At 70.6% G+C, this 23,081-nt stretch carries 18 protein-coding genes and 1 pseudogene; 10 read left to right on the top strand and 9 right to left on the bottom strand.

What is annotated here, in order from left to right:
* Nucleotides 1-219: 219 nt before the first annotated feature.
* The 3 genes from AB0M95_RS22410 to AB0M95_RS22400 form a co-directional block, all read right to left on the bottom strand.
* Nucleotides 220-450, bottom strand: a complete 231-nt coding sequence (locus AB0M95_RS22410; RefSeq protein WP_363767704.1) for a DUF397 domain-containing protein — start codon at nt 448-450, stop codon at nt 220-222.
* Nucleotides 451-910: 460 nt separating this feature from the next.
* The gene (locus AB0M95_RS22405) at nt 911-1,048 is read right to left on the bottom strand and encodes a DUF397 domain-containing protein (RefSeq protein WP_363767701.1); all 138 of its coding nucleotides are present in this window, start codon (nt 1,046-1,048) and stop codon (nt 911-913) included.
* A 68-nt stretch (nt 1,049-1,116) separates the two neighbouring features.
* Nucleotides 1,117-2,928 (bottom strand): RNA-binding domain-containing protein, encoded by a 1,812-nt coding sequence (locus AB0M95_RS22400; RefSeq protein ID WP_363767698.1) that lies wholly within the window; start codon nt 2,926-2,928, stop codon nt 1,117-1,119.
* 339 nt (nt 2,929-3,267) lie between these two features.
* On the opposite strand from AB0M95_RS22400, the gene AB0M95_RS22395 reads away from it, so the two are divergent.
* Complete coding sequence (locus AB0M95_RS22395; RefSeq protein WP_363767695.1) at nt 3,268-4,272, top strand: hypothetical protein; 1,005 nt, start codon at nt 3,268-3,270, stop codon at nt 4,270-4,272.
* Nucleotides 4,273-4,710: 438 nt separating this feature from the next.
* Here the strand turns inward: AB0M95_RS22395 and AB0M95_RS22390 are convergent.
* Nucleotides 4,711-5,451, bottom strand: a pseudogene (locus AB0M95_RS22390) (polyprenol monophosphomannose synthase); the annotation flags it as partial.
* A gap of 656 nt (nt 5,452-6,107) precedes the next feature.
* Here AB0M95_RS22390 and AB0M95_RS22385 point away from each other — a divergent pair.
* A complete protein-coding gene (locus AB0M95_RS22385; protein WP_363767692.1) occupies nt 6,108-6,632 on the top strand; it encodes a hypothetical protein in 525 nt (174 codons plus the stop codon).
* A 120-nt stretch (nt 6,633-6,752) separates the two neighbouring features.
* On the opposite strand, the gene AB0M95_RS22380 is transcribed toward AB0M95_RS22385, so the two are convergent.
* Together AB0M95_RS22380 and AB0M95_RS22375 are read right to left on the bottom strand one after the other, a co-directional pair.
* A complete protein-coding gene (locus AB0M95_RS22380) occupies nt 6,753-8,015 on the bottom strand; it encodes a HAMP domain-containing sensor histidine kinase (RefSeq protein WP_363767689.1) in 1,263 nt (420 codons plus the stop codon).
* Nucleotides 8,012-8,701 carry a response regulator transcription factor gene (locus AB0M95_RS22375; RefSeq protein WP_363767686.1) on the bottom strand — a complete coding sequence of 230 codons (690 nt, stop codon included), beginning with the start codon at nt 8,699-8,701 and terminating at the stop codon, nt 8,012-8,014. The genes AB0M95_RS22380 and AB0M95_RS22375 overlap by 4 nt, the downstream gene beginning before the upstream one ends.
* A gap of 196 nt (nt 8,702-8,897) precedes the next feature.
* Here AB0M95_RS22375 and AB0M95_RS22370 point away from each other — a divergent pair, with 196 nt between their 5' ends.
* The 6 genes from AB0M95_RS22370 to AB0M95_RS22345 all read left to right on the top strand — a co-directional run bounded on the left by AB0M95_RS22370 (nt 8,898) and on the right by AB0M95_RS22345 (nt 14,441).
* Nucleotides 8,898-9,986 (top strand): peptidoglycan-binding protein, encoded by a 1,089-nt coding sequence (locus AB0M95_RS22370; RefSeq protein ID WP_363767683.1) that lies wholly within the window; start codon nt 8,898-8,900, stop codon nt 9,984-9,986.
* Nucleotides 9,983-10,708: an ABC transporter ATP-binding protein gene (locus AB0M95_RS22365; RefSeq protein WP_363767680.1), complete on the top strand. Its 726-nt coding sequence runs from the start codon at nt 9,983-9,985 to the stop codon at nt 10,706-10,708. The genes AB0M95_RS22370 and AB0M95_RS22365 overlap by 4 nt, the downstream gene beginning before the upstream one ends.
* Nucleotides 10,705-11,904, top strand: a complete 1,200-nt coding sequence (locus AB0M95_RS22360; RefSeq protein ID WP_358512397.1) for an ABC transporter permease — start codon at nt 10,705-10,707, stop codon at nt 11,902-11,904. Before AB0M95_RS22365 ends, AB0M95_RS22360 begins: the two co-directional genes overlap by 4 nt.
* Nucleotides 11,905-12,008: 104 nt before the next feature.
* Nucleotides 12,009-12,512, top strand: coding sequence for a hypothetical protein (locus AB0M95_RS22355; protein WP_363767677.1), 504 nt, complete (start codon nt 12,009-12,011; stop codon nt 12,510-12,512).
* Between the two features lie 178 nt (nt 12,513-12,690).
* Nucleotides 12,691-13,974, top strand: coding sequence for an ArsB/NhaD family transporter (locus AB0M95_RS22350; protein ID WP_363767674.1), 1,284 nt, complete (start codon nt 12,691-12,693; stop codon nt 13,972-13,974).
* Nucleotides 13,975-14,003: 29 nt separating this feature from the next.
* Nucleotides 14,004-14,441 (top strand): CBS domain-containing protein, encoded by a 438-nt coding sequence (locus AB0M95_RS22345; RefSeq protein ID WP_358512406.1) that lies wholly within the window; start codon nt 14,004-14,006, stop codon nt 14,439-14,441.
* A gap of 130 nt (nt 14,442-14,571) precedes the next feature.
* On the opposite strand, the gene AB0M95_RS22340 is transcribed toward AB0M95_RS22345, so the two are convergent.
* The 3 genes from AB0M95_RS22340 to AB0M95_RS22330 all read right to left on the bottom strand — a co-directional run bounded on the left by AB0M95_RS22340 (nt 14,572) and on the right by AB0M95_RS22330 (nt 19,992).
* Complete coding sequence (locus AB0M95_RS22340) at nt 14,572-17,769, bottom strand: efflux RND transporter permease subunit (protein WP_363767670.1); 3,198 nt, start codon at nt 17,767-17,769, stop codon at nt 14,572-14,574.
* Between the two features lie 191 nt (nt 17,770-17,960).
* Nucleotides 17,961-18,635 carry a response regulator transcription factor gene (locus tag AB0M95_RS22335; protein ID WP_363767667.1) on the bottom strand — a complete coding sequence of 225 codons (675 nt, stop codon included), beginning with the start codon at nt 18,633-18,635 and terminating at the stop codon, nt 17,961-17,963.
* A gap of 94 nt (nt 18,636-18,729) precedes the next feature.
* Nucleotides 18,730-19,992 (bottom strand): sensor histidine kinase, encoded by a 1,263-nt coding sequence (locus AB0M95_RS22330; protein WP_363767664.1) that lies wholly within the window; start codon nt 19,990-19,992, stop codon nt 18,730-18,732.
* 467 nt (nt 19,993-20,459) lie between these two features.
* On the opposite strand from AB0M95_RS22330, the gene AB0M95_RS22325 reads away from it, so the two are divergent.
* Together AB0M95_RS22325 and glpK are read left to right on the top strand one after the other, a co-directional pair.
* Complete coding sequence (locus AB0M95_RS22325) at nt 20,460-21,272, top strand: MIP/aquaporin family protein (RefSeq protein WP_363767661.1); 813 nt, start codon at nt 20,460-20,462, stop codon at nt 21,270-21,272.
* A 63-nt stretch (nt 21,273-21,335) separates the two neighbouring features.
* Nucleotides 21,336-22,853, top strand: a complete 1,518-nt coding sequence (glpK, locus tag AB0M95_RS22320) for a glycerol kinase GlpK (protein ID WP_363767658.1) — start codon at nt 21,336-21,338, stop codon at nt 22,851-22,853.
* Nucleotides 22,854-23,081 lie beyond the last annotated feature (228 nt).

Here is a 23,081-nt window from a genome sequence, read left to right as displayed (position 1 = left end):
AGGCCGGTGGTGAAGCCGACTGTCCTGCCTAGCGGGGGCAGGAAAGCTGGTCCGCCGCCAAGGCGGATCGGCGTTTACCCGGCGGAGTCGAGATGGTTGTGCTGTTCGATCCGTCAGGCGTGGCAGACGAGGACGGTGCGGGGTTCGCGGTGGCGGGCTCACCAGTGAAGCAGGCGATGTCAATGGGGCGGCACGGGTGGTCGTGGAGTTCTCGAACAGTCATTCGCTCGGTCCGATGCCAGGGTCCCCTTGGCGCCGCTGCAGCTTAACCCCGGCGACAAAGGCATGCCATTCGTCGCTGGGAAACGTCAGAGTCGGGCCGTTCGGGTTCTTGCTGTCCCGCACGGCGCGAACGCCGCCCCTCATTTCCGCCACCTCGACGCAGTCTTGACCATTTCCGCTACGAGAGCTTTTCCGCCATACGGCGTGCGGCAGATCCAGCGCGGACATCCCGCGCCTCCTCGTGGCTCCTCTGTGGGGACTGTTCGCTGCCAAAGCCGGATGGTTGCGACATAGCGGGCTAGCGGCGCGCAAATTGCGGAACCACTTACGACACGCCACAGCGTAGCGTCATGCTGATACTACCGTCGGTAGTCATGACGGGTCGGCGGATCATCGCAAGTTGCTGGTGAACGACCACGCGACTCGTGGGCCCGCCGTGAGATTTCCGCACGGCGGGCGGCATCCCTGGAGTAATCCAGCCAGATGACGGTATCGGCACGAGTCCACAGCAGGTCACGTCCTTCGGGGTACCCAAAGGAATCGAATACCTTCGGTACAACTTCCGCCTCTACCCGACCGCTGGTCAGCGTGCCGGCATCGGGCACGCGGTGACAGACTCAGACGATGTCGAACTCGTCCTGCTTGACCCCTCCGATGAAGGCTTTCCATTCATTGGGGGAGAACATCGTCACCCGGCCTCGGGGCGTTTGGAATTGCGGACTGCCACGGTGTCGTCGTTGAGGAACGCGACTTCGACACAGTTGTTCTCGCTACCAGTCAGACTGCTCTTGCGCCAAACGGCACCCGAGATGTCAGCTTCGGTCATGCGGCCCTTCGGTTCTCGTAACGTCCAGATCCTCGATCACACGCTCGATCAACGAGATGGAATCGGCTTCAGCTCGGATCATGGTCGTCGGGAGCAAGATGCCATTGGCTACTGTGGACACCTCTCCCTCCAGTGAGGAGGACGCGCCCCTCCTCTTTCAGCAGTGAAATGGCATATCCCACTTGTCTTTCCGAAAGGCCGGTTATTTCCTCAAGTTGAGGAGTTGATGCAGCTCTTTCGGCTAGAATCTCTGCTATCGTTTCGGCATTTGCTCTTCGGGCGCCCTTGATTCGCGGAGTTCGCTGCCCCCTTGTGGATCCGCTGCGAGTATCTATTTCGTCGGTCGCATTCTGGCTATCCTCATTCCACGGAAGAGGTTGCTGAACATCCCTGGCCGACGGAGACGCTTTTAGGTTCGGATCTAGTTGATAGATTCTGCCGCCTCGTTCCCCCACTGCTTCGGCTACGCCTGCATCTACAAGGCCGGCCAAGATGGTACGAGCTTCTAAAGAGTCCATGGGGAAAGTATCGCGAAGGGTTTTATTGGTCCAACGGACTCCATGACGCATTGCCACGAGAGCATGTCGCTGAATATCGCTCAGCGGGGCAGAAGAGGTCAAGCTTGCAAGCCATTCGAGGTCTGATGGAGAAAGCAGGGTATGGTTGGGGACTCGTACAGTAAAGCGTACACCTTGATCGTGGAAGCGGGGAGGCACCATACCCGCGTCATGGAGACTGCGAAGAACCGTCGGTATCCCTGAAGCTAGTGCCTCAACCACGCGCTGTTCCCGAGCGAGGCGGACATTCTGGCAAATGCGTACAAGATACCCATTGCGCGCAGAGGTTACCCCGGTCTGTCCCAGACGATCTACCGATAGGCCCCACAGCCCTCCGGGATTACTCAAGACCAGCTGCGAGTTATCGATTTTCAAGGTTATGGCTTCGCCGAGCGCGTAAGGTCCGAGGTCCCGATGTACTAGCGCATTTGATAGTAGCTCGCGAACGGCTTCGAAAGGATACTCCGTCTCGTCGCGTCCGTGCCCATCGTAGCCAAATCGGACCCGAGTACGGGTGTTTCTTTGCACCCATCTAAGGGCTTGATCCAGCATCATGGGCACCGGGCCATCGAATCTTCTCGAATCGATGGCCCGGGTTCCTGGCGGGTCGTTAAGCCCAGGTGCAACTCTGGCTTGGATTACTAGGTTGGGGAAAAATTGCTGCGGATAAACTCCCAGGGTGAGTATTCCCGCGACCGTTGGAACCTTATTGGGTCCCGAAACAACACCCGTCCGGAAAAGAACATCTTGATCGTCCAGGCGTGATAGTGGTATAGAATTTGTTTTACAGGTATCGATATACGATGCAACCAGCTCTCGATCTAGATCCTCAATTGAGGAATCCGCGACGAGGTTTTGATCGAAGCGAGGAGTCTCACGGTTTGCGATGAAAGCTTGCTCTTCAAGCTGGGAGAGTTCGTAGTCGCCATCGTAGGACCTGAGATAAGCTTTGCCTGTCGATTTAATCCGGCAGGGCTTCATGGAGGCTGACATCTCGTCGATTCGTGCCACTATAATAGGCTTCCCCTCGACCTGGAAAGTCCAAGTCTGGGGAGTTACTGGCGGCTCAATTCCCTGTCTAGCGATCGATGCGAGTGCTGCCTTGCATTCTTTGGCATCGTATACGCCAGCAGCCTTGAAATTGTCAGATTCGTCCAGGCCGAATATCAGTATTCCGCCCCCGGGAGTGTTCGCAAAGGCCGACAATGTTGGCGCAACCGACCGAGGGAAGCCGCCGTTCGCTCGCTTGACCTCAACCTCGGCGAAGTCGCTTCCCTCGCTTCGCAGGTCGGCGATCAAGGTTGTAAGCTCTGTCAGATCCACAAGGCAAACCTACAAGACTCCGTTGTAGGTGACTAGACCTACAACACGGCGTGCCTTGTACCTCACGAGTTGAGTGCCCCTGAGCGACGAAGTGCTCATCGCTGTAGGGATCTCCACTCGCGCCAGTGGCCGGCGGGTACGCGGCAGGTGCAGGCGCTTCAGTGAGTGACCCCATCGGGGACTAGGCAGGGCAGCGGTACGCCCTGCTGATGGACCACGCCCTCCCCGATCTCCCCGGCCTTCCCGAGCTTCCTGGTCCTTCCTATGTTCCCGGCCTTTCCGGCCCGGATGGGGGGAGCAGGGGTGGATCCGGAGGGTATGGGCGGGTAAGAGATTGGTGTGGATCTGTCTTCGGCGGTTGACGAGCTCTACGCGGGCGCGCCCGAGGACTTCGTCGAGACGCGCAAGCGGCTCGCGGCCGAGGCGAAGAAGGGCGGGGACGCCGGGCTGGCCAAGCGGATCGCCGGGCTCCGGCGGCCCACCGTGTCGGCGTGGGCGACCAACCAACTGGCCAGGTCCGCGCCGGACGAGGTCGGCCGCCTGCTCGACCTCGGTGACGAGCTACGGGCCGCGTGGACGTCCGGCGGGCGGATCGGCGAGCTGGACCAGCGGCGCGGCGAGCTGGTCTCCCGCCTGCTCCGGAGGGCCCAGGCCCTCGCCGACGAGGCCGGGCGTCCGCTGCGCGAGCCCGCGGTCCGTGAGGTCGAGGACACCCTGCACGCCGCCACGATGGACCCGGACGTGGCCGACGAGGTGCGCGCCGGCCGGCTGGCGCAGCCCCGCGGCTACGTGGGCTTCGCCCCCGCCGGAGGCTTCCCCGAACCGGCCGAGCATGCCCCCGCCCCGGTCGTCGGCGCGCCGGAACCCGAAGGCCCTGCCGAACGCGAGCGGGAGCGGCAGAAGAAGCACGAGCGTGCCGAGCCGGACAAGCGTGAGCGGGCCGAGCAGCACGAACGCGCACCGGACGTGCGTGAGCGAGACAAACGGGAGCGCGAGAAGCAGGAGCGGGCGGAGCGGCAGAAGCGCGAACGGGAGGAAAATCGGCGGCGGGAGGAGGACGAGCGTCGTAGGCGGGTCGCCGAGCGGATCGCGGCCGCCGAGCGGGAGGCGCGGGACGCCGACCGCGCGCTCGCCGAATGGCAGGCGGAGGCCCGCGAGGCCGACGAGGCCCGTACGGCGGCAGGCGACGAGGTGGACCGCCTGCGGGACGAACTCGCCGCCGCCCTGCACCGCCAGGAGATCGCCGGCAAACGCCTCACGATGGCCGAACGCGAACGCGATAAAGCAGCCCGCCGCGCCACCAAGGCCCACCAGAACGCCCGGACCCTCCGCGAGAACCCCTGACCCATCACGCACGCCCCGGGCACAGAGGGAGGGCCGGGAGGAGGACGAGCCTCAGTCGTCCTGGGAGGCCGAGGCGAGGGCCGTGCCGCTGGATGGCCCGTTGGTCGTGCGGCTGGCTGTGTCGATGGATGGGCCGTTAGCGGTGCCGTTGGATGGACCGCTGGCCGTGCCATTGGTCGTGCGGCTGGCGGTGCCGTTGGATGGACCGCCGGCTGTGCCGTTGATCGTGCCGCTGGCTGTGTCGATAGAGGGGCCGTTGGCCACGTCGCCAGCTGTGTCGTCGGATGGGCCGTTGGTCGTGCCGTTGGATGGACCGTGGGCTGCGCCGTCGGACGGGCCGGTGGACGCTCCGTTGGCTGTGTCGTCAGGCGCGCTGCTGGTCGTGCTACCGGACGTTTCGTCGGGCGGGCTGGGGAGTGGGGTGGGGTGGCGGGCGGCGTCGCGGCGGAGTTTGAAGGGCATCAGGGCTGATTCGAGCTGGACGGCGAGGCTCATCTTGCTCTGCCCGTCGCGGCGTTCCTCGAACCGGATGGGCACCTCGACGATCTTCAGGCCCTGCCGCAGCGTCCGGTAGTTCATCTCGACCTGGAAGGCGTACCCGTTGCTGGTGACGCCCGCGACGTCGATCGCGTCCAGCGTCTCGCGGCGCCAGAGCTTGAAACCGGCGGTGACGTCGCGGACGCGCAGGTGGAGCAGCACGCGGACGTAGAAGTTCGCCCACGCCGACAGGGCCTTGCGGCGGAACGACCAGTCCTCGGCGAGTTTGCCGCCCGTGGCGTAGCGGCTGCCGATGACGACATCGGCCTCGGTGGACAGCAGCGTGCCGAGCATCTGCGGGATGGCCTCGGGCGGGTGGGACAGGTCGGCGTCCATCTGCACCACGTAGGCTGCGCCCTGGTCGAGCGCGTGGCTCATGCCGTGGACGTACGCGCGGCCGAGGCCCTGCTTGCCGGGGCGGTGCAGGACGGACAGCCGGTCGCGGCCGTACTCGTCGGCGGCGAGACGCTCGGCGAGGTCGCCGGTGCCGTCGGGGGAGTTGTCGTCCACGACGAGCACGCGCAGGCCGGGCAGGGGCAGCGCGAACAGGGCGCCCAGGATGACGGGCAGGTTGCCGGCCTCGTTGTACGTGGGCAGCACGATGGTGATGGCCGCGGACGCCCAGGGTTCCGGCAGTCGCACGGCGTTCGCGGCCCGGACGGCGGCGGACGGACCCGCCTCGGTCGCCCCCGGACTGGTGCCGGAGACCGCCTCGGACGCAGCTTCGGACACGGCCTCGGGCACGGTCTTGGATACGGCCTCGGGCACGGTCTTGGGCACGGCTTCGGGCACGGTTTCGGACACGGCTTTGGGCACGGTGCCGGATGCCGCCTCGGACGCAGCCTCGGACATGGTGCTGGATACGGCCTCAGGCACGGTGCGGGACACGGTCTCTGGCAAGGTGTCGGGCGCTGCCGCGGGGACGGTGCCGGGCGCCGCCTCGGGGGCGGGTTCCGGCGCGGTGCCGGGTGCGGTTCCTGGCACGACACCGGGAACGGACTCGGAGGTGGCTCGTGAGTCGCGTGGGGTCATCATTCCGGTTTCTGTTCGGGGCGTGAACTCACGGGCGGTCCCATCGCGGCACTGGTCAGGACCAACCGGTACCAGACGACCCTATCTGGCGGAGCACCCGAAGGTGTCCTCCAGCGGCGGCCCGGGACTCCCGATGGCCTGGACTCCCGATGGCCTACCCCTCGGGCTCCCTCCCGGTGGATGGCTTACCCCTCGCTAATCCCCGCCTCCGTAGACATGGGCTTGCCCGCCAGGCGTCCGGCCTGGGGCTCGAGGAGGAGGACGAGATGAGTGTCCGGCGGTTGGCCCTGGTGGCCGGTGTGGTGGTCGGCGTGGTCCCCGCGCTCGCGGTGGCCGGGTGCGGGGCGCCGAAGGAGGGGACGGGGGTCGCCTCGGCCGGGAACGGAACCAGCGCGGCGAGCGCGTCGCCGTCGGCCACGTCGTCGAGCGATCCGTTCAAGTTCGCCCAGTGCATGCGCGAGCACGGGATCGACGTGAAGGACCCGGAGCCCGGCGGCAGGATCCAGCTACGGATCACGGGCGGGGACAGGAACAAGATGGAGGCCGCCCAGAAGGAGTGCGGCAAGTACATGCAGGGCGGCGAAGCGAAGAGGGCCGACGATCCCAAGTTCCGGGACGCGGCGCTGAAGTTCGCGCAGTGCATGCGCGAGCACGGTGTGGACATGCCCGACCCCGCCCCGGGGGAGGGCATGATCAAGATCCCCAAGAGCGCGAACATGGACGGCAAGAAGTTCGAGGCGGCGCAGAAGGCGTGCGAGGAGTTCCTCCCGGGCGCCCCGAGCCGGCCGTAGGACGGTCGGGCTCGGGGACGGGTCGGCCGTCCGCGCGGCGGGAGACCTCACGTGCCGCCCCCGCCGGGGCGGTACACCCGTCCGCGCCGGGAGCGCGGTGACGATCGCGGGGGAGTACGTTCACCGTGCGGGCTCGGGGACGCGGGCCGCGGAGGGCAGGCGCACGGTGATCGTGAGGCCGCCCTCGGCGCGGGGCGCCGCCTCCACCTCGCCGCCGTGGGCGGTGACGATCGCGCGGACGATGGACAGGCCGAGGCCGGATCCCTGGGCCGAGCCGACGCGCTCGCGCAGCCGGTGGAAGGGCTCGAAGAGGTCGGCCACCTCGTACGCCGGGATGAGCGGACCGGTGTTCGCCACCCGAATCACGACATCTCCGTCTTCGGTGCCCACCTCCACCTCCACCACCCCGTCCTTCACGTTGTACTTGAGCGCGTTCTCCACCAGGTTGAACACGCACCGCTCGATCAGTACCGGATCGCCGTCCGCCACGCCCGGGCCCAGCCGCTCGGTGACGGTGATGTGCCTGCGCCGCGCCGTGGGCTCCAGCAGCTCCACCACCCCGAGTGTGACGTCCTCGATGTCCACCGGCTTGCGGGCGACCAGCTCGTGCTCGGACCGGGTGAGCATCAGCAGACCCTCGATCAGCCGCTCGTGCCGCGCGTTGGTGGCGAGCAGCGCCTTGCCGAGCCGGGTGAGGTCCTCGGAGGCGTCCGGCTCCTCCAGCGCGACCTCCAGCAGCGTCCGGTTGATCGCCAGCGGTGTGCGCAGCTCGTGCGAGGCGTTGAGAGCGAAGCGCCGCTGGGCGTCGAAGGCCCGCTGGAGCCGGTCCAGCATCGCGTCGAAGGTGTCGGCGAGGCGTTTGACGTCGTCCTGCGGCCCGCTGAGCGCGATGCGCTCGTGCAGGGTGCTCTCCGACAGCCGTTCGGCGGCCTCGGTGACGCGGTGCAGCGGGCGCAGCACCCGGGCCACGACCACGTACCCGAGGATGATCGCCAGCGCCCCGATCCCCACCATGACGAGCGCCGAGTTCTGGAACAGGTCCTGCAGCACCTGCGCCTTGCCCTGTTCGATCCGCGTCACGAGGGCCTTGGGGAGGCTGACGGCCAGGAACTTCCGGTCCGCCTGCCCCGGCGTCGGCTCGGGGAGCGGGGCCGACGGCAGGGACAGGTAGAACTCGCGGTCCAGCGCGCGGGCCGTGAGCAGGTACGTCACCCACAGCAACGTGGTGCCGGCCGCGAAGAACAGGCCGGTGTAGATGAGCGTCAGCCGGCCCCGCAGGCCGGGCGCGCGCCGCAGCGCCCCCGGCACCCGAACCGTCCGCAGCCCCGCCCGTACGCGAACCGCCCGCGGCGCCCGTACGGCGGACGGCACCCGTCCCGTCACGGTTCCCTCCCATCGCTTCGCGCCCCCGCGGGCCGGCCCACCCGGTACCCGACGCCGGGCACGGTCTCGATGACCTCGGCGCCCAGCTTCCTGCGCAGCGTGGTGATCGTCACCCGCAACGCCCCCGTTCCCGACTCGATGTTCTCGTCCCAGGCCCGCGCCACCACCTCGCGCGGCGACAGCGTGGCCCCCTCCGCGCGCATCAGCTCCGTGAGTACCGCGAACTCCTTGCGGGTGAGCGCCACCGCGACCCCGTCCCGGGCGGCCGTGCGCGCCGCCAGGTCCAGCCGTACGCCCGCGACTTCGAGGACGGCCGGCCGGGCGGGCGCGGTCCTGCGGGCCAGCGCGCGGATCCGCGCGGCCAGCTCGGCGAACGCGAACGGCTTGACGAGGTAGTCGTCGGCCCCGAGCGACAGGCCGCGGACCCGATCGCCGACGCGCGCGGCGGCGGTCAGCATGAGCACCCGGCTCGCCGACCCCGCCTCCGCCAGCCCCTGGCACACCTCGTCCCCGTGGAGTCCGGGCAGGTCCCGGTCCAGGACGACGACGTCGTAGTGCACGTACGCGAGCCGGTCCGCCGCGTCGGCGCCGTCGTAGGCCACGTCCACGGCCATGGCCCGCCGCCGCAGCCCGTGGACGATGGCGTCGGCGAGCTCCTCCTCGTCCTCGACGACGAGCACACGCATCTTCCCAGCACCCCAATCCACCGGTTCACGACGGCCTCGCGCGAGACCGCGACTGACCAGCGTGGACCATCCAGCGTTAGGCACTGGTAAGCGCGCGGGAAGCGCCGCCGGACTTATCCGCCGCTAATCGGCGCGCGGCTAGAAAACCGGCTGTGCCGACGGGCGTGGGTCCCGTGGCGCGCGGAGGTGACACGTTATGGGAGTTCGGCGCCTGGCCGCCCTGTCGGCCGGGATCGGGGTGACGGTGGCCCTGGCCGGGGCGGCGACGGCGGCGGCGGTGATGAACGCGCGGCCGGGCACGGCCGAGCCGTCCGGGAAGCCCCTGCCGGCGGGCACGGCGGAGGTCGTACGCGGCGACCTGGTGGACACGACCTCGGTGGACGGCAAGCTGACGTACGCGGGCGAGCGCCGGGTGTACGCGGGGGCGGCGGGCACGGTGACGGCGGTCGCGAAGAAGGGGACGACGGTGGCGCGCGGCCGCCCCCTGCTGAAGATCGACCGCAAGCCGCTCGTGCTGATGTACGGGACGCTGCCGCTGTACCGTCCGCTGCGCCTCGGCGTATCGGACGGGCCCGACGTGCGGCAGCTCGAACGCAACCTGAAGGCCCTCGGGTACGGGGACGACATGACGGTGGACGAGGAGTTCACCTCCGCCACCCGGCAGGCGGTCCTGGACTGGCAGGAGGACCGGGGCCTGCCCGAGACCGGGACGGTGGACGCGGCCCAGGTCGTCTTCCTCCCCGGCCCGGTGCGGGTGTCGGGCGCGGATGTCGAGGTGGGGGACCCGGCGGCCCCGGGACGCCGGGCGCTGTCGGTGACCTCGACCCGCCGCACCGTCCACGTCGACCTGGACACCGACGACCAGTCCATGGCCAGGAAGGGGGCCGGGGTGACGATCGAGCTGCCTGGGGGCGCGCAGGTCAAGGGGAAGATCAGCGAGGTCGGCACGGTGGCGGTGGCGTCCGGCGGCGACGGTCAGCCAGGCGGGGGCGGCGGGGGCGCGACGATCGACGTGGAGATCTCGCTCGCCTCCGCCAAGAAGGTCGGACGGCTGGACCAGGCGCCGGTCACCGTCGCCATGGAGAGCGAGCGCGTGAAGAACGTGCTCTCGGTGCCGGTGGACGCGCTGCTCGCGCTCGCCGAGGGCGGGTTCGGCGTGGAGGTCGTGGACGGTTCGTCCACCCGCGTCGTCGCGGTGAAGACCGGCGCGTACGGCGGGGGCCGTGTCGAGGTCTCCGGCGACGGGCTGGCCGAGGGCATGAAGGTCGGGGTGCCGGCCCGGTGACCGCCATCGTCCGCCTCACGGACGTGCACAAGACCTACGCCGGGCACGTCGAGGCGCTGCGCGGGGTGAGCGTGACGGTCGAGCCGGGGGAACTGCTGGCCATCGTCGGGCCGTCCGGGTCGGGCAAGTCCACACTGCTCCACATGATCGGCACGCTGGACCGTCCCACATCGGGAAATGTCAGCATCGCGGGGTACGAGGTGGGGGAGCTGTCGGACCGCGAGCTGTCCGCGCTGCGCGCCCGCCACATCGGGTTCGTGTTCCAGCAGTTCCACCTGTCGCCGGGGACCTCCGCACTCGACAACGTCGCCGACGGCCTGCTGTACAGCGGCCCCGGCCTGCGGGAACGGCGCGAGCGGGCCGCCGCGGCCCTCGAACGCGTGGGCCTCGGGCACCGGCTCGGCCACCGGCCCCACCAGCTCTCCGGCGGGGAACAGCAGCGGGTCGCCGTGGCCCGCGCCGTCGTGGGGGACCCGCCGCTGCTGCTGGCCGACGAGCCGACCGGCAACCTCGACTCGGCGGCCGGGGCCGAGGTGCTGGAGGTGCTCGGGGCCCTGCACACCTCCGGCACGACGATCGCGGTCATCACGCACGACGGCGAGATCGCCACCTGGGCCCCGCGCCGGGTGCGGGTCAAGGACGGCCTGATCGCCTCCGACGACGGCCCCGGCACCGGCCGACGTCCCCCGGCGAGTGCGAGGCCGGGAAGGGGGTCGGCGTGAGGGCGAGGGCCGGGCTCGTCCCGGCGCGGCTCGGATCGCGGGACGTGGTGCGGGTCGGCGCGGCCGGCCTGCGGACGCGGCCCGCGCGCGTCGTGCTGTCGGCCCTCGGCATCGCGATCGGCATCGCCACGATGGTCGCCGTCATCGGCATCTCGTCCTCCTCGAGGGAGGAACTGCTGCGCCGGCTCGACCGCCTCGGGACGAACCTGCTCACCGTCGAGCCCGGCCGCACCATGTTCGGCGACGACGCCGAGCTGCCGGAGGAGTCGGTGGACATGGTCCGCAGGATCGGCCCGGTGACCACGGCCGCCGCGACGGGCGCCGTGGAGGCCACGGTCCGCAGGACGAACCGCATCCCCGAGGAGGTCACCGGCGGCATCGCCGTCCAGGCGGCCACCATGGAGCTCGCCGCGACCCTGGAGGGAACCGTCCGCCAGGGGACGTGGCTGAACGCCGCCAACGCCGACCGGCCCGCCGTCGTGCTGGGTTCGCTCGCCGCGCGCCTGCTCGGCATCGATCGGGTGGGGCCGCGGGTGTGGATCTCGGGTCGCTGGTTCACGGTGGTCGGCATCCTCGACGCGATGCCGCTGGCCCCGGAGATCGAGCGGTCCGCGCTCATGGGCTGGCCGGCCGCCGAGCGCTACCTGGGCTTCGACGGGCACCCGACCAAGATCTACGAGCGGTCGGACGACGCGTCGGTGGAGGCCGTACGGGCCGTGCTGCCGCGCACGGTCAACCCCGAGAACCCCGACCAGGTGGACGTGAGCCGCCCGTCGGACGCGCTCGCGGCCAAGGCCGCCGCGGCGGGGGCGTTCACGAACCTGCTGCTCGGGCTCGGCGCGGTGGCGCTGCTGGTGGGCGGGGTCGGTGTCGCCAACACGATGGTGATCTCGGTGCTGGAACGCCGCCGCGAGATCGGCCTGCGCCGGTCCCTCGGGGCTACGCGCGGGCAGGTACGGCTCCAGTTCCTCGCCGAGTCGTTGCTGCTGTCGGCCCTCGGCGGGGCCGTGGGGACCGTACTCGGCGCGGGGGCCACGACGGCGTACGCGCTGGTGAAGGGATGGCCGGCGGTGGTCCCGTCCTGGGCGGTGGGCGGCGCGCTGGCGGCGACGCTGGTCATCGGCACGGTCGCCGGCCTCTACCCGGCGATGCGCGCGGCCCGCCTCTCGCCGACCGTGGCGCTCGCCGGAACCTGAGCGTGGCGTCGTGCTCGCCGGGAGCCGGGACCTGAGCCGTGCTCGCCGGGGGCGTGGGCCGGGTGTCGCGCTTGCGGGGACCTGACCGGGGTAAGCGCCCGGTAGTGAAGGTGAGACGCCGCCCGGGCGTCCCGCCTCGTGAGCCGGGCCTGCCGTACGGGTCCGTCCGGCTCACCGACGTCCTGCCGGATCGCTGGACCGCGCCGGCCGGGGCGGGGACGGGTCTCGCGCCCGGCCCTGCTCCGGCCGGCCGTCCCGGACTCAGGGGAAGTGCCATGCAGAAGTTCTCGCTCGTAGCCGTAGGCCGTCTCCAGATGAACCGCGCGGCGGATTCGTCCGGAGGGCACGCGGCGGACACGGTGGTCGGCGGGCACGAACGCGTCCTGCGCCAGACGGTGATCGCCCTGGTGCGCGGGGCGAAGATGAAGGACTTCGAGAACCCCGGCGAGGGGTCCTTCCACGTGCTGCAGGGCCGGATCCGCGTGAGCGCGCGCGGCACGTCGTGGGACGTCCTGGCCGGTGACCTGCTGGAACTGCCGGAGAGCCGCCAGAGCGTGGAGGCGCTGGAGGACTCCGTGCTGCTGTTCACGGTCGCGAAGACCGGCTGAGCGCAGCCGGACCGCGAGCGGCGGATCCGGCGTCCGGCGGGCCTCCAGGGCGTGGCGGCGCCGCTCCGGGGGGAGCGCGAAGTGGACGTTGTGCTTTAAGGTGCTATTGGTGTGCCGGGAAGTCTGGTCGGCGTCGGGTCTTTGACGTTGCTCGCGCCGATTCTCCGGGAGGCTCCCGATGACCGCCATCGCGGCCGTCGCCGTTTTCACCGTCGCCTACATCCTGATCGCCACCGAGCGCATCCACCGTACGGCGGCGGCGCTCGGCGGCGCGGGGCTGATGCTGCTGATCCACGCCGCGAACGCCCGCTCCGCCTTCTTCTCCGAGCACTCCGGCGTCGACTGGAACGTGATCTTCCTGCTGCTCGGCATGATGGTCATCGTCGGGGTGCTCCGGCAGACGGGCGTGTTCGAGTACGTCGCCATCTGGGCGGCCAAACGCGCCCGGGGCAGGCCGTTCCGCCTGATGGTCATGCTCGTGCTGATCACCGCCGTCGCCTCGGCGCTGCTGGACAACGTGACGACCGTCCTGCTGGTCGCGCCCGTCACGTTCCTGGTCTGCGACCGGCTCGCGCTCCCCGCGGCGCCGTTCCTGATCGCCGAGGTGATGGGCGCCAACATCGGCGGCACCGCGACGCTCGTCGGCGACCCGCCCAACATCATCATCGCCAGCCGGGCGGGCTTCACCTTCAACGACTTCCTCGTCCACCTCGCGCCGCTCGTCGTGGTCCTGCTGGTCGTGCTGCTGGCCCTGTGCCGGTGGCTGTTCCGCTCCGCCTTCGCCTACGACGCGGCGCGCGCCGCCGAGATCATGAAGCTGCACGAGCGGGAGGCCATCCGCGACCCGCGGCTGCTGTGGCAGAGCCTCGCCGTGCTCGCGGTGGTGGTCGCCGCGTTCGTCCTGCACCCGGTGCTGCACTACGAGCCGTCCGTCGTCGCGCTGCTCGGCGCCGGTCTGCTCGTCGCCGCGACCAGGGTCACCGTCGAGGACGCGCTGCGCGACGTCGAGTGGGCGACGCTGGTGTTCTTCATGGGCCTGTTCATCATGGTCGGCGCGCTGGTCGAGACCGGTGTGATCGGCCAGGTCTCGCAGGCCGCCGCGTCGGCCACCGAGGGCAGGCTGGGCCTTGCCTCCATGGGGTTGCTCTGGGGGTCGGCCGCGCTGTCGGGCATCGTGGACAACATCCCCTACGTCGCCACGATGAGCCCGATCGTCGCGGACCTGGCGCACGCGGCGGGCCCGCGCGGCGACGTGCTGTGGTGGGCGCTGGCCCTCGGCGCAGACCTCGGCGGCAACGCGACCGCGGTCGGCGCGTCGGCGAACGTCGTCGTGCTGGGCATCGCCGCCCGCAACGGCGTCCGCATCGGTTTCTGGGAGTTCACGAAGTACGGTCTCATCGTCACCGTGGTCACGATCGGCCTGGCCACTCCGTACCTCTGGCTCCGCTACCTGGCCGGTTAAGCTGGTCGTACGGGCGAAGGAGGCCCCTGGTGCACGCGCGTGATCTTGTCGTCGATTTCCCCGCAGTGGCGATGGACACCCCCGCGGTGGAGGCCGCACGGCTGCTGGCCGAGCACGACCTGCCCGGCCTGATCGTCGTGGACGGGGACGCCCGGCCGCTGTGCGTGCTGCCGGGCACGCAGGTGCTGCGCATGGCGGTGCCGCGCTACTGCCAGGACGATCCGGCGCTGGCCCGCGTCGTGGACGAGGGCCACGCCGACCTGTTCGTCCGCGCGCTCGGCTCCCGCACCGTGCGCGAGTGCCTGCCCGAGCAGCCGCGCGAGCTGCCGATCACCGACCCGGACGCGACCGTGCTGGAGGTCGCCGCGCTGATGGCCCGCACCCGCAGCCCGGTGGTGGCCGTCGTGGAGGGCGGCCGCCTGACCGGCGCGGTCACCCTCCACGGCCTGCTCGACCACCTGCTCTGAGATGTTGTTCGGGGCGCCTAGAGAGGCGCCCCGAACCGCCGAGCCGGAGGCTCGGCCATGAACACAGGTCAGGCGAGCGTGGACGTCGGGGAGGGAGACCGGCGCGCGGTCTCCCTCCCCGAGTGGTCGATCAGGACCTGCCCGCCCCCGTGACCGCGTGCCTGGCCGGGGCCTCCTCGACGGGTGCCGTAACGCCCTGGCGCCGCAGCCGCTTGGCCTGCCGCTTCTCCTTGCGGGTCTCGACCATCGTGTAGAGGGTCGGGACGAGCAGCAGCGTGAGCAAGGTGGAGCTGATCAGGCCGCCGATGACCACGATGGCGAGCGGCTTGCTGATGAACCCGCCGCCCCCGGTGACGCCGAGCGCCATGGGCAGCAGCGCGAACACCGTGGCCAGGGCCGTCATCAGGATCGGCCGCAGCCGTCGCCGTCCGCCCTCGACCACCGCCTCGTGCAGCGGCATGCCCTGCTCGCGGTACTGGTTGATCAGGTCCAGCAGGACGATCGCGTTGGTGACCACGATGCCGACCAGCATCAGCATGCCGATCATGGCGGCCAGGCCCAGCGACGTGCCCGTGACGAGCAGCAGGCCGATGGCGCCGGTCGCCGCGAACGGGATCGACACCAGCAGCACCAGCGGCTGGATCAGGCTGCGGAACGTGCCCACCATCACGAAGAACACCAGCGCCACGGCCGCGACCAGCGCCAGCCCGAGGTTGCCGAACGCCTCCGCCTGGTCGGCGCTCACGCCGCCGATCGAGTAGGTCGCCCCCGTCGGCAGCTTCAGTGCCTTCAGCTTGGTGGTCAGCTCCTGGGTGGTGGCGCCGAGGTTCGAGCCCGTGGCCTTGCCCGAGATCGTCGCGCTGCGGTCGCCGTCGATGCGCGTGACCTCGACGGGGCCGTTGACCCGGTCGACGGTGGCGACGTCGCCGACCGTGACGTCCCCGGCGATCTTCAGGTCGCGCAGGGCCTCCACGGATGCGGGCACGTCCCCGCCGCGCAGGATCACGTCCGCCGCCCCGCCGTCCAGGGTGATCTGGGTGATCGTGCTGCCCCGGAACGCCTGGCTCACGGCCTGGCCGACGGCGATCTCGCTGAGGCCCTTCTCTGCGGCCTTGCGGCGGTCTACGGTGACCTCGACGCGCGGCGAGGTGTCCGCCATGCTGCTGGTCACCTCGGCGACGTTCGGCACCGCGGCCATCGCGTCCTGGACGGTCTTGGTCGCCGTCCGCAGCGTGTCGAGCTCGGACGCCCGGACCACGACCTCCAGCGCGTCGCCGCCGAACCCGCCGGACTGGCCCACGCTGATCTCGCCGATGCCCTTGATCGTGCCGAGCCGGTCGGTGAGCCGCTTTTCGACGGCGCCGGCGTTCGTCCCGTCGCGCAGGGTGATGGAGTGGCTGGCGCTGGCCTGCCCGCCCCCGCCCCCGTCGAACAGGCCGCCCCCGCCGCCCACGTTCACCTGGTACGACTGGACCTCCTTGGTGCCCGCGATCACGTCCTCGACCCGCTTGGCCATGGCGTCGGCGGAGGCGAGGGAGGTGCCGGCGGGGAAGGTCTGCCGCACGCTGACCGTGTTCTGGCCGGAGTTGTCGATGAAGCTGGTCTGGAGCAGCGGCACCAGCGCCAGCGTCCCCACGAAGATCACCAGCGCGCCCGCGATCGTCGAGATGCGGTGCCGGGTGACGAACCGGATCATCGGGACGTACGCCCGCTGCAACCGGCTGTTCCGCTCCTTCTCGTCGGCCGCCCGCCGGATCGCCTCGGCGTCGCCGCTCTTCGGCGGCTTCAGGAACCAGTAGCTCAGCACCGGGACGACCGTCAGCGACACCAGCAGCGAGGCCAGCAGCGCCACCGTCACCGTGATCGCGAACGGGCTGAACAGCTGGCCCACCAGCCCGCCGACGAAGGCGATCGGCAGGAACACCGCCACCGTCGTCAGCGTGGACGAGGTGACCGCGCCCGCGACCTCCCGGACGCCGTTCTCCGTCGCCGTCCGCCTGTCCTCGCCGTAGGACAGGTGGCGTTTGATGTTCTCCAGGACGACGATCGAGTCGTCGACCACCCGGCCGACCGCGATCGTCAGCGCGCCCAGCGTCAGCATGTTGAGCGAGAAGCCCTGCGTCCATAGGGCGATCAGCGCGACCAGCACCGACAGCGGGATCGACAGCGCCGTCACGATCGTCGAGCGCACCGAGAACAGGAACACCAGGATCACCAGCACGGCCATGGCCAGGCCCAGCAGGCCCTCGGTGGTGAGGCTCTCGATGGACTTCTCCACCGACGGCGCCTGGTCGAAGATGATCGTGAACTTCGCGTCGCCGCCGAGCGACGCCTCCAGGTCGGGCAGCTTGTCCCGCACGGCGTGCGAGATCGACACCGCGTTGCCGTCCGGCTTCATGGTGATCGCCACGGCGAGGCTCGGCTTGCCGTTCGTCCTGGTCAGCGTGGTCGAGTCGGCGAGCCCCTGCTCGACGGTCGCGACGTCCCCGAGACGGACGGGCTTGGGCTGCGCGGGCGGCGCGGACACGGCCTGCGCGGGCGGGGCGCCCGGCCGCTGCGCCTGGCCCTGGGCGCCCGGAACGGCGGGGGCGGCGGGCAGGTACAGGTCGCGGATGTCCTTCACCGAGCCGAGCGCCGTCCCGACCTGGACGGTCAGCGACTTGCCCGAGTCGGTCAGCGAGCCCGCCGGCAGCGGGGTGCCGGCCGACTGGATGGCGGTGGCGATCGCCGCGGCGGACAGCCCGTGCTCGGCCAGCTTCTTCTCATCCGGGGTGATCGTGACCACCTCGTCGCGGGTGCCGGAGACCGTCGCCTCCCGGACCCCGTCGATGCCGGCGAGCGCGGGCACCACCTCGGTGCGCAGCTTGTCCGCGAGCCGCCGCTCGTCCTGCGTCGAGGCCACGGCGAGCTGGACGACCGGGATGTCGTCGGTGCTGCCGGTGAACACCAGCGGGTCCACCCCGTCCGGGAGCTGGGACTTCACCCGGGAGACGACCTGCTGGATCCGGTTCTGCGCCGCCTCGAGGTCCTCCCCGAATTCGAACTGCACCTGGACGGTCGCGTTCGACTCCCGGGACGTCGAAGTCACCCCCGTGACGCCCGCCACGCCGCGCACGCCGTCCTCCAGCGGCCGCGCCACGCGGTCCTCGACGATCTGCGGCGCCGCCCCCGGATACGGCGCGATGATCGATACGGCGGGAAACGACAGCGAGGGCAGCAACTGCTGCTTGAGCGCCGGGATGGTAAAGAAACCGAACGCGGCCACCGCGATCGTGATCAGTGCGACGAGCCCCCGGTTTGCGAGGCTCAGTCTTGCGAGTATCGACATCGGTCCACTTCTCTGTTCGGGCGGTGTCATGGCGGGCCTGCGCGTCGGTCACCACCGGACGATGACGTCGCCGCAGGCCCACCCTTACAAGGCTCGTGGCCGGGACGAGCGCGAAAGGTCCGCCGATCGGATGGTCTTCATGTACCGCGAACGTCGTACGCCCGGCGGCGCACTACCACGCGCGGGGGGTCTCAGGACAGGGACCTGGGGCGGACCAGGCCGGTCTCGTAGGCGATGACGACGAGCTGGGCGCGGTCGTGGGCGCCGAGCTTGAGCATCGCGCGGTTCGCGTGGGTCTTGGCCGTCATGCGGCTGATGCGCAGGCGGTCGGCGATCTCGTCGTTGGTCAGGCCGCTCGCGACCAGCGCCATGACCTCGCGCTCGCGGTCGGTGAGCACCTCCAGGCTCTTCGGCGTGTGCTCGGCCGAGGCGCCGGGCGCGGCCAGGAACCGCGCGATGAGGCTCTTGGTGGCGCCGGGGGACAGCAGGGCGTCGCCGCGCGCCACCACGCGGATCGCGTCCTGCAACTCGCCGGCCTCGACGCTCTTGCCAAGGAAGCCGCTCGCCCCGGCGCGCAGCGCCGCGAAGACGTACTCGTCGATCTCGAAGGTGGTCAGCACCAGGACCTTCACGCCCGAGAGCTCCTCGTCGGAGGTGATCGCCTGCGTGGCGGCGAGGCCGTCCATCTCGGGCATGCGGATGTCCATCAGGACGACGTCGGCGCGGGTGGCGCGGGCCAGCCGCACGGCCTCGTGGCCGGTGTCGGCCTCGCCCACCACCTCCAGGTCGGGCGCGGAGTCCACCAGGACGCGGAAACCGGCGCGCACCAGGGCCTGGTCGTCGGCCAGCACGACCCGGACGGTCATCGCGACTCCTCGCCCCACGCCGTGGGCTCGTGTGTGGTTCGGCCGTGGGCCGCAGGCTCGTGAATGGTTCGGTCGCGGCGGGTCTGGTGGGCGGTCAAATCGCGCTCGTCTCAGGGGCGGGCAGGACGGCGTGGACGCGGAAGCCCCGGCCGGGGGCGGGCCCGACGCTGAACGTGCCGCCCACCGAAAGGGCGCGCTCACGCATGCCCAGCAGGCCGTGACCGGTGCCGTTGGGGCCGTCCGTGCCCTCTGCGCCGTTTGTGCCGCCTTTGTCGCCCTGATTCGGGACCCGGCCGCCGTTGCCGTCGTCGGTGACGTCCACGGTCAGGTCCCGCCGCCCGTAGGTGATGCGCACGCGGGTGGACGCCTCGCCCGCGTGCTTGCTGACGTTGGTCAGCGCCTCCTGGACGACACGGAACGCCGTCAGCTCGACGGGGGAGGGCAGCGGCCGGGGCGTGCCCTCCAGGCGGCAGTCGACCTCCAGGCCCGCCGCCGTGAACGAGGTGATCAGGTCGGGGAGCCGGTCGAGGCCGGGAGCGGGTTCGGTGGGCAGGTCCTCCGCGGCGCCCGGCTGGCGCAGCAGGCCGACGGTCGTGCGCAGCTCGTCGAGCGCGGCCCGCCCCGCCTGCCGGATGTGGCCGAGCGCCTCGCGGGCCTCGCGCGGCCGCGCGTCCATCACGTGCGCGGCGACCTGCGCCTGCACGTTGATCAGCGCGATGTGGTGGGCCAGGACGTCGTGCAGCTCCCTGGCGATGCGCAGCCGTTCCTCCATGACCCGCCGCCGCGCCTCCTCCTCGCGGGTGCGCTCGGCCCGCGCCGCGCGCTCCTCGATCGCGGCGATATGGGCGCGGCGGCTGCGCAGCCCGTCCCCGGCGGCGGTCGCCATGCAGATCCACGCGACCTGCCCGACGACCTCCGGCGGCATCGACGCCAGTTCGGAGGCGACGGCGCGGGCGAGCGCGAGGACCACCGCGCACACCGTCCCCGCCGTCCAGGCGACGCGGCGCGAGCTGTGCGCGGCCAGGGTGGCGACGGCGAGGGCGGGAATGAGGTCGAGCGGGCTGCGCGCGCCGCCGGTGAGGATCTGGAGCACGACCATGCTCACGACCTCCACGGCCACGACCAGGCGGGGCCGGACGCGCCGGAACACCAGCGCGGCGCACATCACGGCGACGAGGGCCACGATCTCCGCGGTGAGCGGGACGATCTCCCTCGGCCGGTCGGACGGAGGGCCCACGACGACCACCGCGAAGGTGAGCAGGGCGATGCCCGTATCCACCACGTAGGGGCGGGAGCGGAGCGCTTCGCGCAGCCGGGTCACGCTGAGGGCCTCGCGCAGCCGGGTCACACGTGTCACGCCCCTACGGTAGGCGGCGCGCGGGACCGCTCACCTCGTCCCCGAGGACCGAACGCCCCTACCACGATCGCGGTACCCACCGGCCAAGGACCTCCGGGCGCGGTAGGCGACACTCCGGGCACCCGGCGGCGGTCAGGTGTGGAAATTTTCCCGCGACCGTTCATACTCGGGAAGGGTGATCGGTGCGGAGACCGAAACATCGCCGGACGTGTTCCACCCTGTCCGGCTTTCGCGGCAAAAATTTCTTGATCCGGGCGTGGACGTGGCTTTCGCCGCCATGGGTGCACTGTTGGTGCAGGTCACAGGCATGGCGACCCTCACGCGTCCCTCACGGCCCACCCCGGCCCACGCCGCGTCACCGGTCCCCGCCTCCCATGACGAGCCCCGGCGATCTCACCGGCGGGAGGGACGAGGAGACCGACGTCAGAGCACGCCCAGCCCCACTGGCACGGAGAGGACGGCAGAGCATGGTCAAACCTAGGGAAGCCCCCACCCTGGCCGGCGAACTCGCCGCGGAGTTCGCGGGAACACTGATCCTCATTCTTTTCGGCACGGCCGTCGTGGCGCAGGTGGTCGCGGGCGGCATCGGCGACCACGACAGCATCGCCTGGGGCTGGGGCCTCGGCGTCACCCTCGGCGTCTACGTCGCGGGCCGGATCAGCGGGGCCCACCTCAACCCCGCCGTCACCGTCGCGCTCGCCGTCTTCAAGGGCTTCGCGTGGCGCAAGGTGCTCCCGTACTCGGCCGCGCAGGTCCTCGGCGCGTTCGTGGCCGCGCTCATCGTCCGCTGGAACTACGGCGAGGTGCTCGCCAAGTTCGACCCCGGTTTCACCCTCAAGAGCCAGGGCGTCTTCTCCACGCTGCCCGGCAACGGCGCCCTGCCCGTGCACGAGTGGGGCGCCTTCCGCGACCAGGTCATCGGCACGGCGATCCTGCTGTTCCTCATCCTCGCCGTCACCGACGTCAACAACAGCGCGCCCGTGGCCAACCTAGCGCCGTTCGTCGTCGGCCTCGTCGTCGTCGCCATCGGCATGGCCTGGGGCACCAACGCCGGGTACGCCATCAACCCCGCCCGCGACTTCGGGCCGCGCCTCGCCTCGTGGCTCACCGGATACGCGTCCGCGTGGCGGGACCAGTACGGCAACCTCTACTTCTGGGTACCGATCGTGGCACCCCTGATCGGCGCCGTGCTCGGAGCCGGCCTGTATCAGACGCTCGTGGCCCGGTACCTCCCCCGCTCGAGCGAGCAGGAGCCGGGAAGGGTCCCCACCGAAGCCTGAGGCGCCCGGCGCCGCAATTCCGGCCCCCGCCCGCCGGAGGCCGCATAAGGAGGCAAACGATTCATGGCTGACTTCGTCGGAGCAGTCGACCAGGGCACGACCAGCACCCGCTTCATGATCTTCGACCACGGCGGCAACGAGATCACACGCCACCAGCTCGAACACGAGCAGATCCTCCCGCAGGCCGGCTGGGTCGAACACAACCCCGTGGAGATCTGGGAACGCACCCGCGCGGTCATCGAGACCGCGCTCGGCAAGGCGAACCTCACGGCGGCCGACCTCGTCGCGCTCGGCATCACCAACCAGCGCGAGACCACCGTCGTGTGGGACCGCAGGACCGGCCGTCCGTACTACAACGCGATCGTCTGGCAGGACACCCGCACCGACCGCATCGCGAGCGCCCTGGAGCGCGAGGGCAAGGGCGAGGTCATCCGGCGCAAGGCGGGCCTACCCCCGGCGACGTACTTCTCCGGCGGCAAGATCCAGTGGATCCTCGACAACGTCGAGGGCGTACGCGAGGCCGCCGAGGCCGGGCACGCCGTCTTCGGCAACACCGACACCTGGCTGCTGTGGAACCTCACCGGCGGCCGGGACGGCGGCGTGCACGTCACCGACCCCACCAACGCCAGCCGCACGATGCTGATGAACCTCGAGACGCTCGACTGGGACGACGAGCTGCTGTCCTTCTTCGGGATCCCGCGCGGCATGCTGCCCGAGATCCGCCCGTCCTCCAACCCCGGCCTGTACGGCGTCACGCGCGCCGGCGGCCCGCTGCACGGCGAGGTGCCGCTGTCCGGCGACCTCGGCGACCAGCAGGCCGCGACGGTCGGGCAGGTGTGCTTCGGCGTCGGCGAGGCCAAGAACACCTACGGCACCGGCAACTTCCTGCTGCTCAACACTGGCAACGAGCCGGTCAGGTCCCGGCACGGGCTGCTCACCACGGTCTGCTACCAGTTCGGCGACGAGAAGCCGGTGTACGCGCTGGAAGGCTCGATCGCCGTCACCGGGTCGGCCGTCCAGTGGCTGCGCGACCAGCTCGGCATCATCTCCGGCGCCGCGCAGAGCGAGTCCCTGGCCCGCCAGGTGGACGACAACGGCGGCGTGTACTTCGTGCCCGCGTTCTCCGGGCTGTTCGCGCCGTACTGGCGGTCCGACGCGCGCGGCGCGATCGTCGGCCTGTCGCGGTACAACACCAACGCGCACATCGCCCGCGCCACGCTGGAAGCGATCTGCTACCAGACCAGGGACGTCGTCGAGGCCATGGCCAACGACTCCGGCGTCCGCCTCGACGTGCTGCGCGTGGACGGCGGGGTGACCGCCAACGACCTGTGCATGCAGATCCAGGCGGACGTCCTCGGCGTGCCGGTGTCCAAGCCGGTCGTCCCCGAGACGACGGCCCTCGGCGCGGCGTACGCGGCCGGGCTCGCGCTCGGCTTCTGGAGCACCACCGAGGAACTGAAGCGCAACTGGAACGAGGACCGCCGCTGGCTCCCCGCCTGGTCCGACGAGCGCCGCGAGGAAGGCTACGCGGGCTGGAAGAAGGCCGTGGAACGCACCCTGAACTGGGTCGACGTCGACTGAGAAACGCAGACGACCACCTTCCGGCGGGCCCTACCCCGGCCCGCCGGAAGGCCCCGGCCCACGACCATCCGTCCTCTACATGCCGGCCGGAAGCTTTTTCGCGGGTTCTCCCGGTCACCAGAGCGAATGCCGCCGTGAGTTTCGGTGGGAGGACAGTGACGTGGAGGGCCCACGCCGCACGACTCGCGGCATCGATCGACTCGGCAGCGGTACGGCCTGGCTGTGCGC

Origin of the sequence: Sphaerisporangium sp. NPDC051017, from assembly GCF_040683095.1 — a bacterium.
In the GTDB taxonomy this organism is placed as follows: domain Bacteria; phylum Actinomycetota; class Actinomycetes; order Streptosporangiales; family Streptosporangiaceae; genus Sphaerisporangium.
This window is presented reverse-complemented; position numbering and strand designations above follow the sequence as displayed.

Bases quoted from the DNA above. Each gene is read 5' to 3' on its own strand.
- AB0M95_RS22410 (WP_363767704.1), bottom strand. From the start codon at position 450: ATGTCCGCGCTGGATCTGCCGCACGCCGTATGGCGGAAAAGCTCTCGT.
- AB0M95_RS22405 (WP_363767701.1), bottom strand. From the start codon at position 1,048: ATGACCGAAGCTGACATCTCGGGTGCCGTTTGGCGCAAGAGCAGTCTG.
- AB0M95_RS22385 (WP_363767692.1), top strand. From the start codon at position 6,108: ATGAGTGTCCGGCGGTTGGCCCTGGTGGCCGGTGTGGTGGTCGGCGTG.
- AB0M95_RS22375 (WP_363767686.1), bottom strand. From the start codon at position 8,701: ATGCGTGTGCTCGTCGTCGAGGACGAGGAGGAGCTCGCCGACGCCATC.
- AB0M95_RS22370 (WP_363767683.1), top strand. From the start codon at position 8,898: ATGGGAGTTCGGCGCCTGGCCGCCCTGTCGGCCGGGATCGGGGTGACG.
- AB0M95_RS22350 (WP_363767674.1), top strand. From the start codon at position 12,691: ATGACCGCCATCGCGGCCGTCGCCGTTTTCACCGTCGCCTACATCCTG.
- AB0M95_RS22340 (WP_363767670.1), bottom strand. From the start codon at position 17,769: ATGTCGATACTCGCAAGACTGAGCCTCGCAAACCGGGGGCTCGTCGCA.
- AB0M95_RS22335 (WP_363767667.1), bottom strand. From the start codon at position 18,635: ATGACCGTCCGGGTCGTGCTGGCCGACGACCAGGCCCTGGTGCGCGCC.
- AB0M95_RS22325 (WP_363767661.1), top strand. From the start codon at position 20,460: ATGGTCAAACCTAGGGAAGCCCCCACCCTGGCCGGCGAACTCGCCGCG.
- glpK (WP_363767658.1), top strand. From the start codon at position 21,336: ATGGCTGACTTCGTCGGAGCAGTCGACCAGGGCACGACCAGCACCCGC.